Raw genomic sequence first — 18,887 nt, 5'->3', positions numbered from 1 at the left:
TCGCTCCACCATGGGTACGGCTCCGCAGGGAACCGTACGAAGAATTCGAACCATGGGCGGCGGCGGGGCATTCCCCGGCACACTTGGGCAGTGGGCATGACCATGGCATATGCCAGGTGGATAGATCCAGGCAGAGGGGCTTGATTGAGCCATCAATCTCCTCAACAGACGCTCCACATGGGCCTCTTGATGGCTATCGTGGTAGGGCAAGCGGTAACAACCTGCTAGGGGGAAACCGTGGCGCTGAAGCCCGAGCCGACCGCGCCGTTCCACTCGGTGCAGTACGCACTACGCGTACTCGAAACGATCGCACGGCACACCGGCGGTGTGACCGACGTACAGATCGCGCGTGAGACCGGCCTGCCCGCAGTCCATCTCAGCCCGATGCTGCTCATGCTGCGCCGGGAGGGATATGTACTGCAGGTGTCCGACGGCGCCTACGCCATAGGGGACTCCCTCGTCCTGCTCGGCTCCGGCATCAACCGCCAGCAGGCTCTGACGGACAAGCTCCAGGAGACCCTGGACCGCCTCCGGGACTCGGTCGGCGCGGCGGTCTACATCAGCCGGTACGTGGACGGTGAGGTCAGGATCACGCAGTTCGCGGACAGCCCGCGCACCCCGAAGGTGCACGAGTGGGTGGACTTCCGCTCCGCCGCGCACGCCAGCGCGGTCGGCAAGTGCCTGCTGACCCAGCTCGACCAGAACGGGCGGCGCGACCACCTGTCCCGGCACAAGATCGCCCGGCTCACCTCGAAGACCATCGTCAACGAGCGGATCCTCTTCTCCCGGCTGGACAGCCAGCCCGCCACGGTGCCCGTGCTGGACCTCCAGGAGTACGCCGTGGGCACGGTCTGCGCGGCGGTCCCGATCACCGCCGGAGCCTCGGTGGGCTGCCTGGCCCTGTCGCTGCCGGTCGAGCACGCGCACCGGCTGCGGGCCGCGGCGGACACGCTGAACCGCAAGGCCGCGCCGTTGCTGCTGTCGCTCACGCTGTGAGGTCCAGGGCCGCCTGACGTGAGCCCGTCGGGCCCGGAAACACTTCGGGCGGTTTCCGGTGAACCGGAAACCGCCCGAAGGACAGGTGCGCCGCCAGGGACTCGAACCCCGGACCCGCTGATTAAGAGTCAGCTGCTCTAACCAACTGAGCTAGCGGCGCCTGCTGACAAGAAAATACTACCTGCTCCGCAGGAGTGCTCAAAACCATTACCGGCAGGTACGGCAGGTACGGGAGGGCACGGCGGTACCCGGCGAGACCTCCCGCTCGCCGGGTACCGCCGCAGCTCCGCCGGTGCCGGTCAGAATTGGACGTCGGAGCAGGCGTAGAAGGCGTTCGCCGTGTCGTTGACCGTCCAGACCGCCAGGATCAGATGCCGGCCGGCCTTGCCGCCGGGCAGGGCGCCTTGGTGGACGGTGGTCATGGCGGGGCGGGCGCCGTTGTAGGCGACCGTGAGGAAGGGCTGGGATTCGAGCGAGGCCCGGGTCAGCGGCTTGCTGGGGTCCCAGCCGTCGCGGGTGACGTAGTACCTGAAGTCGGTGGTGGAGTGGTTGGCGGTGAACTGCCACCGGAAGCCGTAGCTCTGGCCGCTGGTCACCTTGGTGGCGGGCCAGGCGCCGCCGCGCGGGTTGTCGAGCTCCGCGAACTGGGCGTTTCCACCGGCGCATATCCTGCCGTCGGCGGGGCCGGCGGCCGGGAAGCCCTTGAGGCCCTCGACGCTCTGCGGTTCCCACTGGATCTGGCCGCAGTTGGGGACGGTCTTGTTGGCGCAGAGCTTCTGGCGGCTGATGGGGGTGTCGGTGTAGCCGTGACCGCTCGCGGCGGGGGCGCCGAGGAGGGTGATACCGGCGACGACACCGAGACCGAGCGCGGCGGCGCCGGCTCGTCCGGGCATGCGGAAGCGACGCATGATGCTCCTTGAACGTGGGGGGAGTTCGATGAGCGCGTGCGCACGCGTGGGGATGAGACCCAGACCGTGGGGATGTAGGTCTAGACCAAGTTCCAGAGTATGGACGGGAGTTGGCCCTGTCCATACCAAAGGGAGAACGGGTGGTCCGGTCGTTTCCGGCCACCCGTCCTGCGTACGCTCCCGGCGCGGCTACTCGGAACGTCCCGTGTAGAAGGCCACGGTGAGGTCCTTCACCAGGGCCTTGCGCTCGTAGTCGTCGAGCTCCACGAGCCCGCGCGACGTCAGGCGGTGGACGGTGTCGTCGACCGCGTCCACGACCGAGGACAGCACGGCGTCCCGGTGCTTGGCGTCGATGGCCGCGACCCGGCGGCGGCGCATCGCCTCGGCCACCTCGGGGGCGTACTCGATCCGGGTCGGCTGCGCCGAGAACACCTCGATCCCCACGGCCTCGGTCTCCGCCGCCAGCATCCGCGTCAGCGCGTCGCCGACGGCCTCGGCGTCGCGCAGGGTGGGGGCGTCCTCGTGGAAGGCGTCGGCGGGGAGCTGGGACAGAACGCGGGCCATGGCCGATTCGACCTGTTCGGCGAGGTACTCCACGTGGTCCGCGACGGCGAGGGTGGCCCTGGCCGTGTCCTTCACCTGCCAGACCACCTGGACGACGACCTGGAGGGCGAGACCGCCCGAGTCCACCGCCGGCATGGGATCGCTGCGCCAGTGCCGCAGGCGTACGTCGACCCGGCGGCGCAGGAGGAGCGGGCTGACCCAGGTGAGGCCGGTACGCCGGACCGTTCCCCGGTAGCGGCCGAAGAGGGTGAGCACCCAGGCGTGGCCGGTCTTGGCGCGCCCCAGCCCGCCGAGGGCGAGGAGGGTGACGATGCCGAGGAAGGCGAGCGGGGGCCAGTGTGTCGCCCGCAGGCCCTGGTAGGCGCGGGGGGCCGCGCCGAAGGCGGCCACCAGGACGGCGGGGAAGGCACCGGCCCGCCAGAGCACCGCGGCGCAACCGGTGAGGGCGATCCCGCCGACCACCACGCCGATCCAGCCGGGCAGCACCGGGCCGCGGTGCTCCCGGAGGCGGTCGTCGCCGCGCGGGACCCGGCGGCCGGGTACGGGGCGGGCGGGGGCGGCGGCTCTGGGCGCCGGGGCGGCGGGCTCGGCCGGGGCGGCTGGGGCGGGGGGCTTCTGCGCGCCGCCGAACGGCAGGTGCGCCGGCACCTCGGTGACGGCGGTCCCGCGGCCCCGGCCGACGCGGGGGCCGGGGTGCGGGGCGGCGCGCGGCGGGCCGGAGCGGGGCCCGACGGGGACGCCGAGGTGCGGGGTGGTCCGCGGGGCGGGGCGGGGGGCGACTGGCGGGAGGTCCTGCGTACCGTCCTGTTCCTCCCGCTCCATCCCGCGCGCCACCGCCAGTGCGACGATCTCGGCGACGCCGGGGCCGGGCACCCCGGAGCTGCCGGGCGCGGTCTCGGACACCGGCTCGGGCGGCGGTCCGGGCGGAGCCGGTGGGGTGGGCGGGGCGGGCGGAGCCGGCGGAATCACCGCGACGGGCGTGGGCGGGCCGGGCGGGAACGGCGGGGCGGGCGGATACGGCGCCGGATCCTGCGGGTGCGGGATGGCGGCGGCCACCGGCCGGGCATCGGCAGCCGCTTCGCCCCCGGCGCTCCGCAGCCTCAGGGTGGCCACGCCCGCGTGGGCCGGCTCTTCCTGGGCCGGCTGCGGGAGGTCCAGCTCCAGGTCCTGCGCCACCGCCGGGGCCGGTACGTACGCATCGCCGCCGGCGGGCGCGTGCACCGGTTCGGCTCCGGCCCGGGCCCGGGCGGCCGGCACCTCGCTCCACGCGGCCTCCGCCACGGGGGCCGGAGCGGGGAACTCCGGCGGCGCGGGCTCCGGCGCCCGGGTGGGCACCGCGTCGGCCCGGGTGGTCGCGGCCGCCCGGGCCGGCGCGGCAGAAACCGGAGCCTGCGCGGCCGGGGCCGTCGCGGCCACCGGAGCCGCCGCGACCGGAGCCACCGCAACCGGCGCCGCCGGAGCCGTGGGCCGGAGCGGGGCCTGGGCGGGGGCCGCCGGGAGCACCCTCAGGGTGCCCGTCGTCGAGGTCGTGCGCGTGGGGTACATCGTTACCTCCGTCATGCGAACAGCCGGCGCCAGGTTTCCGGGCCCGGGTAGCCGTTGGCCGAGGCGCCGCGCCAGCCCTGGGCGCGCTGGAAGGCCTCGACGTTGCGGCGGTCGGCCTCGCCCCAGCGGGGGCCCGGACCGGATGTGTAGTACTTGCCGAAGCCCTTCTTCACCAGTCGGCGGCCAAGGGCGGTGACCGCCTCGTGGGACGTGCCCGGCCGGAAGACGGCGGCCCCCGGATAGGCGCGGACGGCTCCGACCCCCGGCGCGCCGCCCGTCGTCGGCGGGATGTCCTTGCCCTGGTGCCGGACCAGCAGGCGCCAGGTGTGCGCGCCGGGCATCCCGTCCGCATCCGCTCCCGTCCACCCCTGTGCGCGCTGGAAGGCCTGGGTGGCGAGCCGGTCGGAGTCGGTCCACTGCCTGCCGGCCCCCTGCGGGTAGAAGCGGGAGCCGCCGCGGTCGATCAGCATCCCGGCCAGCTGTGCGACGTACTCGTTGCCACGCCCGGGGCCGAACTTCCCGGCGCCCGGGAACACCGTCGAGGCCACCGGCTCGGGGCCCGGCGCCGGCTGTTCGGCAGCGGGTGCCTCCGGAACCATCCCGCCCGTGATCCCGTTGAACCGGTACGGGAGGTACTTCGTGGCGTTGTTCCAGTAGCCGTAGGGCGTCGCCTGCCTCCGCGTCCTGGGTGGCGTCTGCTCGTAGGCGATGTAGTGCGTCCGCCGCTCGTCGACCCAGCCGCCGAAGAGGGTGACGTGCGATCCCTTGCTGGGGTTCGCCGGGTTGTGGAAGAGCAGCATGTCGCCCGGCAGCAGTTGGTCCTTGGTGATGCGCGTGGCGAATTTGTCCAGGCTGCCGGTCCACTCGTTCGTGCCGAGGTTCCAGGCCATGGAGACGTAGCCCGAGCAGTCCTGCCGGTAGCCGTCGGTCCAGTACTTCGACATGCTGTACGGGACCTTCGCGTCCAGCCAGCGCTTCGCCCGGTTGATGATCGTCGCCCGGTGGATCCGCTTCACGGCGCCGGGTGCGCCGGGAGCGCCGGGCTTGGCCGTGGGACCGTGCAGCGGGGCCCGGCCGCCCTGCGGGGTGTCCGGGTCGTCCAGGATCAGGGGCCCGGGGGCCGGGGCGGTCATCTCCACCGCCGCCGCGCCGCTGCCGCCGAGGACCACTCCCGCGGCGGTGGCGAGCACCAGCGCCCGGCGGGCACCCCGCACGGCGGGGTGACCCCCGTCGCGCAGCGGTATGGCCCGCCCGCGGGCGAGGGTACGCCGGCGCTGGGCGCAGCCGCGGCACGCGCAGTCGCCCGCGGGCTCGTACTCCTCGAAGGCGGGCGTCGGCATCGGCGTCGGCTCATGCGTCGGAGGCTGCATCGTCATGCGGTTCCGTCCACTCCCCTGCTCGTCCACTGGTCGGCCACCACCACATCTGGCGGGGCATCAGATGTGGCACGGCCAGACATATCGTGCACGATGAACACCCTAAACATGGGTTAATCGGACAATGCGGGCGTGGCTGGTCCGGAGCACCCGTACGGGTGGGGTAGAGTTTTCCCTGTCAGCAGGCGCCGCTAGCTCAGTTGGTTAGAGCAGCTGACTCTTAATCAGCGGGTCCGGGGTTCGAGTCCCTGGCGGCGCACAGACGGAGGAAGCCCCTCGCAGCGAAAGCTGCGAGGGGCTTCTTCGTTCCTCCGTCCGGCGGTGCTACGCGGCCGTGCCGCCCTGCCGGATCCCCGCGCCCGTCAGGTACGCGGAGACGACCACGTTCGCCGTGTACTCCTTGGCCGCCTTGTCGTAGGTGCCCCCGCAGGTCAGGAGCCGCAGCTCCGCCCGGCCCCTGATCCGCTGGCCGTACGCCTTGTGCGGGTCGAAGCCCGCGCGCTCGTAGACCCGTATGTCCTCGATCGTGAATTCGGCGACCGAGCCGTCCGCCCGCACCACCCGTATCTTGTCGCCGCGCCGCGCCGAGCTGAGGCCGTAGAACACCGCCGGCTTGGAGCGGGTGTCCACGTGCCCCACCATCAGCGCCGTCCCGGCCGTGCCCGGCTGGGCTCCGCCGCCCCACCAGCCCACCGTGCCGGGACGGTCGTACGGGGGCGCCTCGATCGCGCCCTGGGCGTCCAGGCCCCGGGGGATCACCGGGGCCTGGACGCCTATGGACGGTATGTCGACCCGCTGGGGCAGGGCTCCGGCGAGCGGGGCGTGCGCGGCCGGCAGCCCCGGGGCGGCCGACCCGCCGGCCTGGCCGACGAGGGGGCCGGGGAGGCCGGTGAGCTGGCGGCCCCACAGCCACAGGCCGAGCACCAGCACGGACCAGGCGGCGAAGGTGAGCAGCCGGCCACCGCGCGAGGCCTTGCCCCCGTTCATTGGCCGCTGCGGCGGCGGCGCAGGGCCAGCGCCCGGCCCGCGACGGCCAGCGTGGCCGCGGCGGCGAGGACGGCGCCGATCAGCGTGTGCGGCAGGGTGGGGCCGCCACGCTCCTGGTCCTTGTTCGCCGCGGCCAGGCGGGAGTTCTCCGCGAGCTCGGCGGACATGCCGCCGCCGCCCGCGTGGACGGGCCAGACCGGCGAGGGGTGGTGGTCCGGGCGGTCATGGTCCGGACGGTGGTGGTCCGGACGGTCATGGTCGGGACGGTGGTGATCGGGACGGTCGTGGTCCGGGCGGTGGTGGTCCGGACCGTGGCGGACGACCTCGATGGAGCCGGTCGCCTTCCCCTCCCTGCCGTCGCAGGTGACCCGGATGTGGTGCCAGCCCGGCCGTGCGTGCGAGCTGACCATCGCCTCGCCGTAGAGCGGTTTGCCGTGGCCGTCCCGGCCGGAGAGATCGGCATCGGCGACGAACGCGGAGGACTTGGCGGAGCCGTTGGTGCCGTGGCAGCCGCGGACGCGCAGTTCGATCTGCGCTCCCGGCCGGACCTTCGACGGGGTGGCCCAGACCGTGCCGCGGTTCTCCTCGCCCGCGAGGGCGGTGGGCGCGGCCACGGCAGAGAGGGCCGTCAGGGTGACGGCCACCCCGGTGGCACCTAGAGCGATCCGAACACTGCGCATGGTGAACCTCCTCAGAAGGAGACTCAGGCGCGGCGCGCCGCTCCGCACCCGGAGCGACGCCGTACGGGTCAGGCCCGCCGACCGGCGTACCGGCCGGCCCACCGACGCCGGGCAAGGATCAGCCGTACGGACCAGCCGTACGACCAGCCGTACGACCTGCCGTACGGACCGCCGTACCGGTCAGCCGTACGGACCCGCCCTGTTCAGCCGCAGGTGTCGGCCGTACGGATCAGACTAGGTCGATCAGGTCCGCGATCGAGTCCACCGTCCTGGTCGGGCGGTACGGGAACCTCTCGGTGTCCGCCTCCGAGGTCAGCCCGGTCAGCACGAGGAAGGTCTGCATCCCCGCCTCCAGCCCGGCCAGCACGTCCGTGTCCATCCGGTCGCCGATCATCGCGCTGCTCTCGGAGTGCGCGCCGATGGCGTTGAGGCCGGTCCGCATCATCAGCGGGTTCGGCTTGCCGGCGAAGTACGGCTTCTTGCCGGTCGCCTTGGTGATGAGCGCGGCCACCGCGCCCGTGGCCGGGAGCGGGCCCTCGGCGGAGGGGCCGGTCTCGTCGGGGTTGGTGCAGATGAAGCGGGCGCCCCCGTTGATCAGGCGGACCGCCTTCGTCATCGCCTCGAAGCTGTACGTCCGGGTCTCGCCCAGGACCACGTAGTCGGGCTCGTGGTCGGTCAGGATGTAACCGATGTCGTGCAGGGCGGTGGTCAGACCGGCCTCCCCGATGACATAGGCCGTACCGCCCGGGCGCTGGTCGTCGAGGAACTTCGCGGTGGCCAGCGCGGAGGTCCAGATGTTCTCCACGGGGACGTCCAGGCCCATCCGGGCCAGGCGGGCCTGGAGGTCGCGCGGGGTGTAGATCGAGTTGTTGGTCAGCACCAGGAAGGGCTTGCCGGATTCGCGCAGCCGCTTGATGAAGGCATCGGCGCCGGGGATCGGGGTGCCCTCGTGGATGAGGACTCCGTCCATGTCGGTGAGCCAGGATTCGATCGGCTTGCGCTCTCCCACGGGACTGTTCTCCGCTCTCGGTGGCTTCTGACCTCTGCTGACCTCTGCATATATGGTCTCGACCACCCTATCGGGGCCGGGGCCGCGGACGCGTTCGGCGTCCACGGCCCGGACACATCAGCCCAGCTGGACGTTGTCGACGGTCCAGTACCAGTTGTTGTCCCCGCTGTAGCGGAAGCGGACCTGGACGTCGGTGGCGCCCGCCGGGACCTGAAGCGTGACCGACTCGGTCTTCGCGACCGCGTCGGCGGTGTAGGACCTGACCACCGACGCCGCGCCGCCGTTGTAGGAGACCAGGACCTGCGCGCTCTGCCCGGCCTCATGGCGGTAGTGCGTCTGGTAGCTCAGCTTCGCCGTGGTGCCCGTGGTACCGCCCGCGACCGGCCACTTGGGGGTGATCAAGGTGGAATCGAAGGCGCCGGTGTGGCTCTTGTCGTCCCACTCGTCGGAGTCGGCGACGGCGAACACGTCACGGGAGCGGACATTGAGCTCGCGCCACTGGTCGCGCTGCGACTGGCTCCAGAACTCGTCGGTGGCGAAGGCCCAGCCGGCCCACTCGGTGACACCGCCCGTGCCCATCCGGGAGTTGTCCACGGACCAGCCCGCCGGCGGGGTGTGCGTGAATCCCTTCATGCCCGCCGGGATGCCGGTCTCGTCCACCCGGGCCCGCAGGTTCGGGCGCAGACTGTCGAAGGCGTCGCCGTCCGGGGTGTGCAGCGCGGTGCCGTCGATGCCGGGGGCGCTGACGCCGACCTGGGCGAGGGCGATCGCGGCGACGTCGACGAGCCGCACGTCGTCGCGTACCGAACCGGCCGGGATGCCGGCGCCCTTGGCGATGACGAAGGTGCTGCGCTCCGCGAGGGTCGAGCCGCCGTGGCCACCGCTGCCGGTGTGGCCGTGGTCGGTGGTGACGAGGATCTTCCAGTTCTCCTGGGCGTATGTCGGGCGGTTCTGGACGGCGGTGAGCAGCCGGCCGACGAGCGCGTCGACGCGGGCGACGGCTTCGAGGTACTGCTGGCTGGCGGCGCCGTAGGAGTGGCCGGCCGCGTCGATCTCGCCGAGGTAGACGAAGGCGGCGTCCGGGTGGTGGTCGCGCAGTTCCGCGGCGGCCGCGGCGGCGATCTTCGGGTCCTCGTTGCGGTAGCCGTCGCGGTCGCCCTTGAGGGAGAGGCGCTTGTCGACCTTGGCCGAGAAGATCGGGCCGTTCTGGTCGGTGGAGGTGATGGGCTCCCAGTCGGCGGCCGCGTACGTGCTCAGCTCCGGCCTGGCGTTCTCGATGCGGGTGAGGAAGTCGGGGTGGGCCGCGTAGTTCTTGCCGGTGAAGGAGTTGTCCTTCACACCGTGCTTGTCCGGCCACACGCCGGTGGCGACGGTGGACCAGCCGGGGCCCGAGGATGTGGCGCCCATCGGGTTCGCGTACAGCGTGCTGCGGGCGGTGAGGCTCTGCGCCATCAAGCCGTTCAGGTGCGGCGCGTTGGCGGCCTTGACGCGGTCGAGCACCGCGCCGTCGAGGCCGATGACCAGGACCTTGTCGGTGTTGGCCGAGGGCGACGCCTCTTGCGCGGTGGCCGTGGTGACGCCGAGGGCGGCGGTGGAGAGCAACGCGGTGGCGAGCAGCGCGGTGGCGGTGGCGGCCACGGCGAGGGCGCGTCCGGGCAGGACAGCAGTGGGCACGTACTCCTCCGGGAGTCTCGTGGGGAAGGCGCGGCGGGTGGGGCATGACGTGGCGTGCGGGGGTGGCGCCGGGGCGGTCCGGACCGGCTGGACGGGACCCGTCCGGACCGGGCCGGAAGTGGATATCGCCGGTCCAGACCGGTTACGCAAGCGTCACCCTCCTGGTCATGGGTGGCCAGGACGTAACCAGTCAGCTTCCGGTCGCCGACTTCCAAGCGTCGACGTAGCCGGTGAGGTTCTTGTCGATGTCCGCCCAGTCCGGCTCGAAGATCTCGACACCGGTCATGAGACTGGTGAGTTCGACGGCGTTGGCGTCGGTCGGCCCGCCGGGTCCGGTCACCAGCCACACGCCGTCGGCCACCTGCTCGCGGTGGACGACGCGGGTGGTGTCGGTGCACTGCGCGTACACGCCCGCCCAGCGGCGCCGGATCTGGGCAGGGGGCGGCCGAGGAAGGCCTCGGCCACCTCCGTGAGGTGGTCCTAGGGGTCTTCGAGGGTGTCGAAGGGGAAGGGGTGCTCGTAGGCGTGGGTGTCGCCGATGGTCAGTCCGCCGTCCCGGCGCTGGACCATCAGCAGTTGCATCTTGTGCTCGGCCGCGATCGGCTCCTGGGCCTGAGCGGCGTTCAGCTCGTCCAGGGCCGGGGACCGGTAGGCGGGGTATTAGCGGAAGCTGTCGGCGTCCGCGATCGAGGTGGTCAACTCCTCGCCGAGCGGGGCGGTCTGCATCATCTGGAGCCGGACGCGGCGCACGGGCAGGCCAGGGGCCAGCTCGCGGACCAGCCCGGACAGCCAGGCGCCGGTGGCGAGTACGACCGCGTCGCCGTGGCGGACGTCACCGAGGTCGTCGCGGACCGCGGCGGCGGCGACGACCTCGCGTACCTCGCGGCCGGGGAGGAAGCTGCAGCGGCCCGAGTCCTCCAGGGCCTCCCGGAGGCGGCCGCTGCGCGGAGCTGCTCGTACGGGGGCGCGTAGCGGGCGCGTGAGGGGGTGCGTACGGGGCTTCGCGCGGGGGTGTGCGGAGGCGAGCGGGCGGTGGTACGCGGGGCGGCTCGGGCGGGTTGGGGTGCGGGCCGGGATCAGCGCGCGGGCAGGCGCAGCCGACGGGCCGTCAGCAGGAGTCCGCCGCCGGCGGCCAGGGCGGCGACCGCACCGGCGCCGGTGGCGTAGGCCCAGTCGCGGTGACCCGTGCGCGCCAGGGACGCCGCTTCGAGGGCATCCTGCGGACCCTCGACGGAGAACCGGTAGCCGCCGGCCTCGCCGACCCAGTCCCCGTCGTCCCCCCGGCGCTGGACGAGGGCGGCGTCGGCGACGACCTCGCCGACGGGGGCGTCGGGGGCGAAGGCGAGGGCGACCCGCACGGTCCGCGAGCCGCCGGCGCCGACGGTGAAGCCGGGGAAGGCGTCGCCGCCGTCGAAGACGGCGATGATCTCGTCGCGGTCGGATCGCTCCAGGCTGACGGGGAAGGGGCCGCCCGGCGCCTCGAACTCCATCCGGAGGTGGGCGGGGCGCAGGGTGCGGGCCTTGTCGGTGAAGACGACGACGGGGTGGATGGCCTTGCACTCGGAGTCAGTGGTGTTCGTCAGGTCCAGGTACCAGGTCTGCGGCTCGCCACCGGTGCGGTACACGGCCGGTCCGCCGCGGATCCGCGCCCCGATGGGGAAGGCGGTGCTCTTGCCGTCACCGCAGGTGGCCTGCGCGCGGGACGGCAGCGCGGGGGCGGGCCGGGCTCCGCCGCCGGTCCCGGCGTCCGCCGTGGCGGTGGGTGCGGTGCCGCCGGCCAGGGCGGTGGAGAGTACGGCGGTGAGGGTGGCGGAGAGGGCAAGGGCTTTGCGCAGTCGCATGGAAGACCTTCGCTGCTCGCCGGACGGGACGATGGTCGGACCAGGCGACAATCACCCCGGTCCTGAGCGCACCCTGCCACGCACGCGGGACCGCCTGTCGCGCGCCCCGCCCGAGTCGCTCTGGTTTACGCCCGATCGGCAGACCGCGTCAAGGGCGTGCGGGAGCTGACGGCCTCGGCGCCGCACCGGCACCCACACCCGCCGGGGAGCCGCCGTCCCGCCCGAGGGCCCCCCGGCACCCCTGTCCGGCGCCTGCGGGTGCGGGCTTCAGCCCGCTGCTGACGTGCCGGTGCACGCCGTCCAACTGCCCGGCGGCAGGAGGCGGCAGCAGGCCAGCCAGGTCCGGGGTTTCCCGGCCGGGCGCCCCCGTGGCGAGCGGCGGCGCGGCAGGGGCCGACCCTCAACGCCTTGCGGGCCCGGGGCCTGCCCTGCCCGCCTCGACCCTGTGGGCGGGCCCGAGTCTGTCGGCCCGGCGCAGGTCACAGACTCGCGCCTCGATGTCGGCCGGGGTCCCGTGCGGTGTCGTGCGCGACCGACTGGAGCGGTCGTGCGGCCCGACTCTCCTTCGGTCCGCCACCGCCGTATCCACTGGTGGGCCGTCGCCCGCGATATGCCCATCTCGGCGGCCACGTGGGCGACCGGACGGCGCGAAGCAACCCGCTCGACCTCTGTGCGGGGAGTTCCTAGACAGCTCAGCACGACACCGGAGGTCGTCGCCATGTTCAAGACCTGCCGAGTGTCAAAGTGCTCGTGATCAATACAAATCAATACACCTAGCGAGGGGCTCGGTTCACCGGGTGCCCGTGGAAGGCAGATCATGCAGCCCGCTCCATCGGAGCCTCGCGGTGCGGCTCCGTGCGGCTCGGTGCGGCTCCATGCGGCTCGGTGCGGCTCGGTGCGGCTCGGTGCGGCTCGGTGCGGCTCGGTGCGGCTGGCGGCCGGTTCGTACGTGGCCCCCGCAACCAGCGCTCACCCGGGGCCGCGATCCCGGCCGGCCCGAGGCGCACGGAGCGGACGGGCGCGTCAGGCGCCGCTTGAGCCCGACCCCGCGAGCCACCGCTCGGGGTCGGAGCCGGTCACCGGGACGGGCCGCGCCTTCAGGTGCGGCCGAAGAAGGGGGCCAGGGCCAGTTCCGCCGCGCCCTCCGCGACTCCGGTGGCGGCGAGGGCGACCGTGGGCGGGTTCGGGGTCAGCGCTCGGGCCGCGAGCACGGCCCGCACTCCGGCCACGAAGACCTCAGGGGCAGCCGCCACGACGCGGCCGCCCAGAAGGATCCGGTTCACGTCCAGCAGCGCCACCAGGTTGGCCGCAGCCTCCCCCAGGATCCGCGCCGCCCCGGGCAGATCACCACGGGCCACCGCCGCCAGGCAGAGCACCTCCGCACAGCCCCGCGCCCCGCAGCGGCAGGGCGGGCCGTCCAACTGGAGCACCTGATGGCCGAACTCCCCCGCCGCCGAGCGGGCACCCCGGTAGACCGCACCGTCCAGCCGCAAACCGGCCCCGAGGCCCGTGCCGACGTGCAGGTACACCGAGGTACCGGAGTGGAAGTCCTGGTCGGGGCCGTCCCCGAAGGGGGCGGATTGCTGATCCGATTCGGGATCCCCGTCGGCTGCGCAGCCGAGGCTGCCACCGGAACCGGCATCAAGGCTCGGGCCGACACCGGAACCAGAGTCGGGACCAGGACCGGAGCCCGGACCAGAACCGGAGCCCGGACCGGACCCGGAGCCCGAACCGGACCCGGAACCCGAACCGGACCCAGAGGCCGAACCGGACCCGGAGCCCGAACCGACCCCGGACCCGGACCCGGAACCACGGCTCGGGCCGACACCGCCAACACCGACCCCAGCCCTAACCCCAGCCCCGGCCTCGCCCCCATCGCTCCGCCCGAGCCCCGAGCCGCTCCCGCCAGGCCGCCGTGCGGTTCCGGTTCCCGCGCCCGGGCCGGCCCCGGCCGCTGCCGCATTGGTGTCCTTGTCCAGCAGCACCGGCAGCCCCAACCGCTCCTCCAGCACCTCCCGCAACCGGAAGCCCTCCCAGTGCGGAAATCCGGTCACCCGGCCCATCACGCCCGCGCGGTGGTCCAGCGGACCCGGCGCGGCCACCCCGACACCCAGGAGCGGCGCGAGTCCCTCCCCGTCGCAGACCCGGGCGACCGCCCATACGACCGCCTCCACGACCACATCCGGTCCGGCCCCGAAGTCCAGCGGACCGGCGCTCTCGGCGACGACACGCCCCGCCAGGTCCACCCGTACCGCCCGCAGCTCGTCGCGGTCCAGGTGCACGCCGACCGCCTGCCGGGCCTCCGGCACCAGCCGGAGCAGGGTGCGTGGTTTGCCGCCAGTGGACGGCGCGCGACCGGCCTCCGCGACGAGCCCCTCGGCGGCGAGCCGGGCGGTGATCTTGCTGACGGCCTGCGGGGTGAGCCCCGTACGGGCAGCGAGTTCCGCGCGGCCCAGGCCCGCCGGCCCGGCGCCGCGCAGCAGATCCAGCAGCAGGGCCTCGTTGTGTCCGCGTAGCGCCGGCAGGTTCACCCCGCCGCGACCACCGCGCCGACCGCCCTCGCCGCCGCCGCTGCCCGCTCCTCCCGCGTTCACCGCACCCCTGCCCACCGCTCCCCTGTTCACCAGCCCATTGTCCACCTTCCTTGCACTTCGGCAACACTGTTGCCAAAGTGGCTCGCATGAACGCCACCGCCCCCGCGACGAACCCGAGCACGTCCACGACCACGTCCACGACCACGTCCCCGACCGCCCGCGGCTCTGCCCCGCTCCGCGTCGGTCTCATCGGCTACGGACTCGCCGGCTCCGTCTTCCACGCCCCCCTCGTGGCCGCCACCGACGGACTCCTCCTCGACACGGTCGTCACCTCCGATCCCGGCCGGCAGGCTCAGGCGCGTGCCGAGTTCCCCGACATCCGCATCGCCGCGTCCGCGGACGCGCTGTGGGACCGCGCGGAGGCCTCCGCCACCGCCCCCGCCCTCGACCTCGTCGTGATCGCCTCTCCCAACAAGACCCACGTCCCGCTCGCCACGGCCGCCCTGACCGCCGGCATCCCCGTGGTCGTGGACAAGCCGCTCGCCGCCACCGCCGCCGAGGCCCGCGAACTCGCCGCACTCTCGGAGCGGACCGGGACGTTCTTGTCCGTCTTCCACAACCGCCGCTGGGACAACGATTTCCTCACGCTGCGCCGCCTGCTCGCCGACGGCGAGCTCGGCGAGGTGCAGCGCTTCGAGTCCCGCTTCGAACGCTGGCGCCCGCAGCTCAAGGGCGGCTGGCGCGAGTCCGGCGCCCCGGAGGAGATCGGCGGCCTGCTGTACGACCTCGGCAGCCACGTCGTCGACCAGGCGCTGGTGCTGTTCGGACCGGTGGTACGCGTCTACGCCGAGACCGACGTACGCCGCCCGGGAGCCGAAGCCGACGACGACACCTTCCTCGCGCTCACCCACGCGAACGGGGTCCGCTCGCACCTCTACGTCAGCGCGACCGCCGCCCAGCTCGGCCCGCGGCTACGGGTCCTCGGTTCCCGGGCCGGCTACGTGAAGTACGGCCTCGACCCGCAGGAAGGCGCCCTGCGGGAGGGCCTGCGGCCGGGTACGGGCGCACCGTGGGGCGAGGAACCGGAGCACCTGTGGGGACGGCTGGGCTCGGGCGAGTCCCCGCTGACGGGCGGCGGTACCCCGGTGCCGACCACGCCCGGCGACTATCCCGCGTACTACGCGGCGGTGGCGGCCGCCCTGCGCGAGGGCGGGCCGGCTCCGGTCACGGCGTACGAGGCCGCGCACTGCCTCGACGTACTGGAGGCCGCCCGCATCTCGTCCCGCGACGGGGTGATCGTGAAGATTCCCGCCGCTGCGTCGGACACGCCGTAGGAAGCACGCGGACGGGTGGGGGCGGGACCGGCACACCGGCCCCGCCCGCACCCTCGCCGCGTGCGGCACACCCTGCGCGAACCACACGGACCACACGAGCCACACCACCTACATGCGGCTCTGCGCGGCTACGCGCCCTTGAACTCCTGGCGCTGACGGCCCAGGCCCGCGATCTCCAGCTCCACGACGTCACCGGCCCGCAGGTACGGCTTCGGCTCCGGCTGGCCCATGGCCACGCCCGCCGGCGTACCGGTGACGATGACGTCGCCCGGGTACAGGGTCATGAACTGGCTCAGGTACCGCACGACCTCCCCGACCGGGAAGATCTGGTCCGAGGTGTTGCCGTCCTGCTTGAGCTCGCCGTTGACCCACAGCTTCACGTCCAGGACCTGCGGGTCCGGGAGCTCGTCGGCGGTGAGCAGCCAGGGACCGAGCGGGGTGAAGGTCTCGCAGTTCTTGCCCTTGTCCCAGGTGCCGCCGCGCTCGATCTGGAACTCGCGCTCCGAGACGTCGTTGACCAGCAGGTACCCGCCGACGTGGGCGAGGCCCTCCGCGGCGGAGCCCAGGTAGCGGGCGGTGCTGCCGATGACGACGCCGAGCTCGGCCTCCCAGTCGGTCTTCACGCTGCCGCGCGGGATCAGCACCGTGTCGTCGGGGCCGACCACGGTGTCCGCGGCCTTGAGGAACAGGATCGGCTCGGCCGGGGGCTCGGCGCCGACCTCGGCCGCGTGGGCGAAGTAGTTCAGCCCGATGCCCACGATCTTGCCTATCCGACCGACCGGCGCGCCGATGCGCAGCCCTTCCGCGTCCAGGGCCGGGAGCTCGCCGGATTCCGCCGCGTCCCGTACCCGGGACAGTACGGAGTCGTCGGCGAGCAGTCCGCCGTCCACATCCGTGATCAGGCCGGACAGGTCCCGCAGGGTCCCGTCCCGGTCGAGCAGCGCGGGGCGCTCCGACCCGACCGGTCCGACACGCAGCAGCTTCATGGGCATTCTCCCGTGGTCGAGGGTGGTCGGCCCATGGGCATGCCCCGGGCCGGACGATGGGTTGCGGCCATCGGAGGATTGGCCGATCCTCCAAGAAGTCATCCCAATCCGCAAGACCCTGTTCACGGACTGGAACGCACCCCTCCGTCGCTCTTCCGCTCCGCGCGCCCCTTGCGGTGTTCGAGCCAGGCGCGCTCCGCCACCGACCACGCGGTGGTGGTGAGGAGATACAGTCCGGCCGCCAGCGGTACGAGGGCAGCCGTGATCAGCGTGCCGAAGGACAGCAGCGGCAGTACGCGGCCGAGCTTGCGCATGACCTCCTGCTGCTCCGCACTCACCACGACGCCCGCGCCGACGCCGGCGCCGACACCGGTCCGCGCACGCGCGCCGGAACCCGCACCCGCACGCGCGCCCGCGCCCGGGCCAGCCGAGGTCAAAGCCGGGGCCGCGGCCGCCCGCCGCCCCCGCACCGCGCTCCAGGCGGCCACGCCGCCGATCGCGCCGAACAGCCCGAGGAACACCAGCCCCTGCGCCCCGAACAGGCCGCCCTCCGCCAGGGCGCCGCTCCACCCGGCCCCGAGCGGTGCGGCGAACAGCCGCTGCCCCAGCAGCTCATTGGCTTTCCCGCCGACCTCGGCCGAGGAGAACGCCTGGTACAACACGAAGAACACCGGCAGCTGCAACAGCAGCGGCAGACCTTGCGCCAGCGGGGTCGCCCCGCGGAAGCCCGCACGGCTCAGCGGGTACAGGGCGACCCGTACGAGCAAGGTGAACAGCACGATCGCGGCAGCGGTCGCGGACTGGGCCAGTACTGGCTCCAGGAGCCGGCTCAACTCCACAACAAGCTGGATGAAAACGGACACGCGGGCCCTCCGGGGGGTCTCTTCGAACGTCGAAAGAGAGGCATTTCGGCGTGACGAGCCGCGAGGGGCGACAAAAGTGATCGGTCAGCAGCAGCGCAGGCGGTCCCGGGCGTATCGCCGTCCAGGGCGATGCCCGAAAGCCTGTGCGGAAGGCTGCGTACTGCGCGCCCCTACGCGGCCGTCGGGACGAGACGGCCGGGCGCCCTCGGCCTGGAACGGCCCGAGGCATCGGGGTCGCGCTGCGGCAGGAATGCCGTGCGCTGCTCGCGATCACGGATCGCGGTGCGTATTCGGTGAGGCGGCACCGGCCGTACGAGACGTGCGGCGGCCGCGAAAGCCTCCGCGCCCACGGCGACGGTAGCCGCGAGGGCCACCACCACGGCCGCCAGCCCGCTCTCCCCGAGGAACAGTCCCAGGACGGAACCGAGCAGCACGAACGCCAAGGGCATCAGCACGGCCAGCGCCTTCGCGGCCCGTGCGAACGGCGGGAAGGGCGCGGACGGTGGGAAGAGCGGCCGCGAGGACAGCCGCGAGGGGACAACCGAGAACGGCGAACCACCGCCACGTCGTTGCCGAGCCATGCAGACCGCCCCCTCTCCTCCCGCGCACGAACTCCCGTACGAAATCAGGTACTCGCGATCGATCCTAGCCCGCCCCACCGACAACCGGACTGGTTCCCTTGGCCAAAGTCAGATGTCAGACCTACGACTTGAGCGTCCCCCACACCACCAGCCGGTACTTGGAGCTGTACTCGGGGGTGCAGGTGGTGAGCGTGATGTACGCGCCGGGCTCGCTGTACCCGTACTGCGGCTTCACGACGCTTCGCGGCACGGGCGCGATCACCCCGGTATCGCGCTCGCTCGTCTCGCCGAGCACCTCCCCGACCACGTAGGTGTACCTGCGCCCCCGTACGTCGACCAGCAACTCGTCCCCGGCCCGTAGCCGGTTGATGTACCGGAACGGCTCCCCGTGCGTGTTCCGGTGCCCGGCGAGCGCGAAGTTCCCCTGCGCGCCGGGCTGCGCGGTCCCGGGGTACTGCCCGGCGTAGCCCTTGTCCAGTACCGTCCGCTTGTCGATCCCCTGCGCGACGGGCACCGCGAGCCCGAGACGCGGGATCCGCAGCACGGCGTACGCCTGCTCCCGCGCCGGCGGCTTGGCGGCGGAGGCCGGAGACCGGGACGGGGCTGGCGGGGATGCCGGAGAGGAACTCCCCCCGGCACCGTCACCGTCACCGGAAGGAGCCTCGGAAGGAGGGCCCGGGGAAGGGCCGGCTGAAGGGCCGGGCGATGTACCGGAGGCGGCTTCACCGGACGGCACGACGGCGGGGGCAGAACCCCACTCGCCCTCCAGAGCCCGGACCTCCTCCTGCGCGGCGGCCACGGCCTGCCGGTTGGTCCACCACACTTGGTGCACCACCAGCAACGCCACCACCACACCCACCGTGGTGATCACCTCGGCGCAGACCCACAGCACTCCCGCGAGACCGGCGCGCCGTACCCGCCGGCCGTTCCCCTGCACCACCACCGGTATGTGATCTCGCACGGGCCGCACCTTAAGACCTCCCCCGTCAACTGACCAGCGGCAGTACGG

15 protein-coding genes, 2 tRNA genes and 3 pseudogenes are annotated in these 18,887 nt (G+C 73.1%); 3 read left to right on the top strand and 17 right to left on the bottom strand.

What is annotated here, in order from left to right:
- The first annotated feature begins 237 nt into the window (after nt 1-237).
- Entirely contained in the window at nt 238-996 is a 759-nt protein-coding gene (locus ACWDX7_RS03075; RefSeq protein WP_451488531.1) for an IclR family transcriptional regulator, read from the top strand.
- Between the two features lie 86 nt (nt 997-1,082).
- On the opposite strand, the gene ACWDX7_RS03070 is transcribed toward ACWDX7_RS03075, so the two are convergent.
- The 4 genes from ACWDX7_RS03070 to ACWDX7_RS03055 form a co-directional block, all read right to left on the bottom strand.
- Nucleotides 1,083-1,156, bottom strand: a tRNA-Lys gene (locus ACWDX7_RS03070).
- Nucleotides 1,157-1,295: 139 nt separating this feature from the next.
- The gene (locus ACWDX7_RS03065; RefSeq protein WP_451488532.1) at nt 1,296-1,889 is read right to left on the bottom strand and encodes a lytic polysaccharide monooxygenase auxiliary activity family 9 protein; all 594 of its coding nucleotides are present in this window, start codon (nt 1,887-1,889) and stop codon (nt 1,296-1,298) included.
- Nucleotides 1,890-2,093: 204 nt separating this feature from the next.
- A complete protein-coding gene (locus tag ACWDX7_RS03060; protein WP_451488533.1) occupies nt 2,094-4,013 on the bottom strand; it encodes an SPFH domain-containing protein in 1,920 nt (639 codons plus the stop codon).
- An 11-nt stretch (nt 4,014-4,024) separates the two neighbouring features.
- Entirely contained in the window at nt 4,025-5,353 is a 1,329-nt protein-coding gene (locus ACWDX7_RS03055) for a peptidoglycan-binding protein (protein WP_451488651.1), read from the bottom strand.
- Nucleotides 5,354-5,574: 221 nt separating this feature from the next.
- Here ACWDX7_RS03055 and ACWDX7_RS03050 point away from each other — a divergent pair.
- A tRNA-Lys gene (locus ACWDX7_RS03050) sits at nt 5,575-5,648 on the top strand.
- 65 nt (nt 5,649-5,713) lie between these two features.
- On the opposite strand, the gene ACWDX7_RS03045 is transcribed toward ACWDX7_RS03050, so the two are convergent.
- The 9 genes and pseudogenes from ACWDX7_RS03045 to ACWDX7_RS03005 all read right to left on the bottom strand — a co-directional run bounded on the left by ACWDX7_RS03045 (nt 5,714) and on the right by ACWDX7_RS03005 (nt 14,204).
- The gene (locus ACWDX7_RS03045) at nt 5,714-6,376 is read right to left on the bottom strand and encodes a class F sortase (RefSeq protein ID WP_451488534.1); all 663 of its coding nucleotides are present in this window, start codon (nt 6,374-6,376) and stop codon (nt 5,714-5,716) included.
- Nucleotides 6,373-7,056, bottom strand: a complete 684-nt coding sequence (locus ACWDX7_RS03040; protein ID WP_451488535.1) for a hypothetical protein — start codon at nt 7,054-7,056, stop codon at nt 6,373-6,375. The genes ACWDX7_RS03045 and ACWDX7_RS03040 overlap by 4 nt, the downstream gene beginning before the upstream one ends.
- Nucleotides 7,057-7,285: 229 nt before the next feature.
- Entirely contained in the window at nt 7,286-8,065 is a 780-nt protein-coding gene (locus ACWDX7_RS03035; RefSeq protein ID WP_451488536.1) for an HAD-IIA family hydrolase, read from the bottom strand.
- A 117-nt stretch (nt 8,066-8,182) separates the two neighbouring features.
- A complete protein-coding gene (locus ACWDX7_RS03030; RefSeq protein ID WP_451488537.1) occupies nt 8,183-9,739 on the bottom strand; it encodes an alkaline phosphatase family protein in 1,557 nt (518 codons plus the stop codon).
- Between the two features lie 190 nt (nt 9,740-9,929).
- Nucleotides 9,930-10,058 (bottom strand): annotated as a pseudogene (locus ACWDX7_RS03025) (2-aminoethylphosphonate ABC transporter substrate-binding protein); the annotation flags it as partial.
- Nucleotides 10,059-10,061: 3 nt separating this feature from the next.
- Nucleotides 10,062-10,672, bottom strand: a pseudogene (locus tag ACWDX7_RS03020) (FAD-dependent oxidoreductase); the annotation flags it as partial.
- A 143-nt stretch (nt 10,673-10,815) separates the two neighbouring features.
- Nucleotides 10,816-11,580 carry a hypothetical protein gene (locus ACWDX7_RS03015; RefSeq protein ID WP_451488538.1) on the bottom strand — a complete coding sequence of 255 codons (765 nt, stop codon included), beginning with the start codon at nt 11,578-11,580 and terminating at the stop codon, nt 10,816-10,818.
- Nucleotides 11,581-12,028: 448 nt separating this feature from the next.
- Nucleotides 12,029-12,300: pseudogene (locus ACWDX7_RS03010) on the bottom strand (helix-turn-helix domain-containing protein); the annotation flags it as partial.
- Between the two features lie 377 nt (nt 12,301-12,677).
- On the bottom strand, nt 12,678-14,204 hold the full coding sequence (locus ACWDX7_RS03005; RefSeq protein WP_451488539.1) for an ROK family protein: 1,527 nt from the start codon (nt 14,202-14,204) through the stop codon (nt 12,678-12,680).
- Between the two features lie 56 nt (nt 14,205-14,260).
- Here ACWDX7_RS03005 and ACWDX7_RS03000 point away from each other — a divergent pair, with 56 nt between their 5' ends.
- Nucleotides 14,261-15,448: a Gfo/Idh/MocA family protein gene (locus ACWDX7_RS03000; RefSeq protein ID WP_451488540.1), complete on the top strand. Its 1,188-nt coding sequence runs from the start codon at nt 14,261-14,263 to the stop codon at nt 15,446-15,448.
- Between the two features lie 128 nt (nt 15,449-15,576).
- On the opposite strand, the gene ACWDX7_RS02995 is transcribed toward ACWDX7_RS03000, so the two are convergent.
- The 4 genes from ACWDX7_RS02995 to ACWDX7_RS02980 form a co-directional block, all read right to left on the bottom strand.
- The gene (locus ACWDX7_RS02995; protein ID WP_451488541.1) at nt 15,577-16,434 is read right to left on the bottom strand and encodes a fumarylacetoacetate hydrolase family protein; all 858 of its coding nucleotides are present in this window, start codon (nt 16,432-16,434) and stop codon (nt 15,577-15,579) included.
- A gap of 122 nt (nt 16,435-16,556) precedes the next feature.
- Nucleotides 16,557-17,297 (bottom strand): hypothetical protein, encoded by a 741-nt coding sequence (locus ACWDX7_RS02990; RefSeq protein ID WP_451488542.1) that lies wholly within the window; start codon nt 17,295-17,297, stop codon nt 16,557-16,559.
- A 170-nt stretch (nt 17,298-17,467) separates the two neighbouring features.
- The gene (locus ACWDX7_RS02985; RefSeq protein WP_451488652.1) at nt 17,468-17,746 is read right to left on the bottom strand and encodes a DUF6412 domain-containing protein; all 279 of its coding nucleotides are present in this window, start codon (nt 17,744-17,746) and stop codon (nt 17,468-17,470) included.
- Nucleotides 17,747-17,999: 253 nt separating this feature from the next.
- Entirely contained in the window at nt 18,000-18,839 is an 840-nt protein-coding gene (locus ACWDX7_RS02980; protein WP_451488543.1) for a class E sortase, read from the bottom strand.
- Nucleotides 18,840-18,887: the final 48 nt, after the last annotated feature.

The sequence above is a fragment of the Streptomyces sp. NPDC003034 genome (genome assembly GCF_053591375.1).
The sequence above is the reverse complement of the archived record's forward strand: the minus strand, read 5'-3'. Positions and strand labels throughout refer to the sequence as shown.

Excerpts from the sequence above, each read along its gene's own strand:
- ACWDX7_RS02995 (WP_451488541.1), bottom strand. The coding sequence starts at position 16,434 with ATGAAGCTGCTGCGTGTCGGACCGGTCGGGTCGGAGCGCCCCGCGCTG.
- ACWDX7_RS03065 (WP_451488532.1), bottom strand. The coding sequence starts at position 1,889 with ATGCCCGGACGAGCCGGCGCCGCCGCGCTCGGTCTCGGTGTCGTCGCC.
- ACWDX7_RS03055 (WP_451488651.1), bottom strand. The coding sequence starts at position 5,353 with ATGCCGACGCCCGCCTTCGAGGAGTACGAGCCCGCGGGCGACTGCGCG.
- ACWDX7_RS03040 (WP_451488535.1), bottom strand. The coding sequence starts at position 7,056 with ATGCGCAGTGTTCGGATCGCTCTAGGTGCCACCGGGGTGGCCGTCACC.
- ACWDX7_RS03015 (WP_451488538.1), bottom strand. The coding sequence starts at position 11,580 with ATGCGACTGCGCAAAGCCCTTGCCCTCTCCGCCACCCTCACCGCCGTA.
- ACWDX7_RS03045 (WP_451488534.1), bottom strand. The coding sequence starts at position 6,376 with ATGAACGGGGGCAAGGCCTCGCGCGGTGGCCGGCTGCTCACCTTCGCC.
- ACWDX7_RS02985 (WP_451488652.1), bottom strand. The coding sequence starts at position 17,746 with ATGCCCTTGGCGTTCGTGCTGCTCGGTTCCGTCCTGGGACTGTTCCTC.
- ACWDX7_RS03060 (WP_451488533.1), bottom strand. The coding sequence starts at position 4,013 with ATGTACCCCACGCGCACGACCTCGACGACGGGCACCCTGAGGGTGCTC.
- ACWDX7_RS03000 (WP_451488540.1), top strand. The coding sequence starts at position 14,261 with ATGAACGCCACCGCCCCCGCGACGAACCCGAGCACGTCCACGACCACG.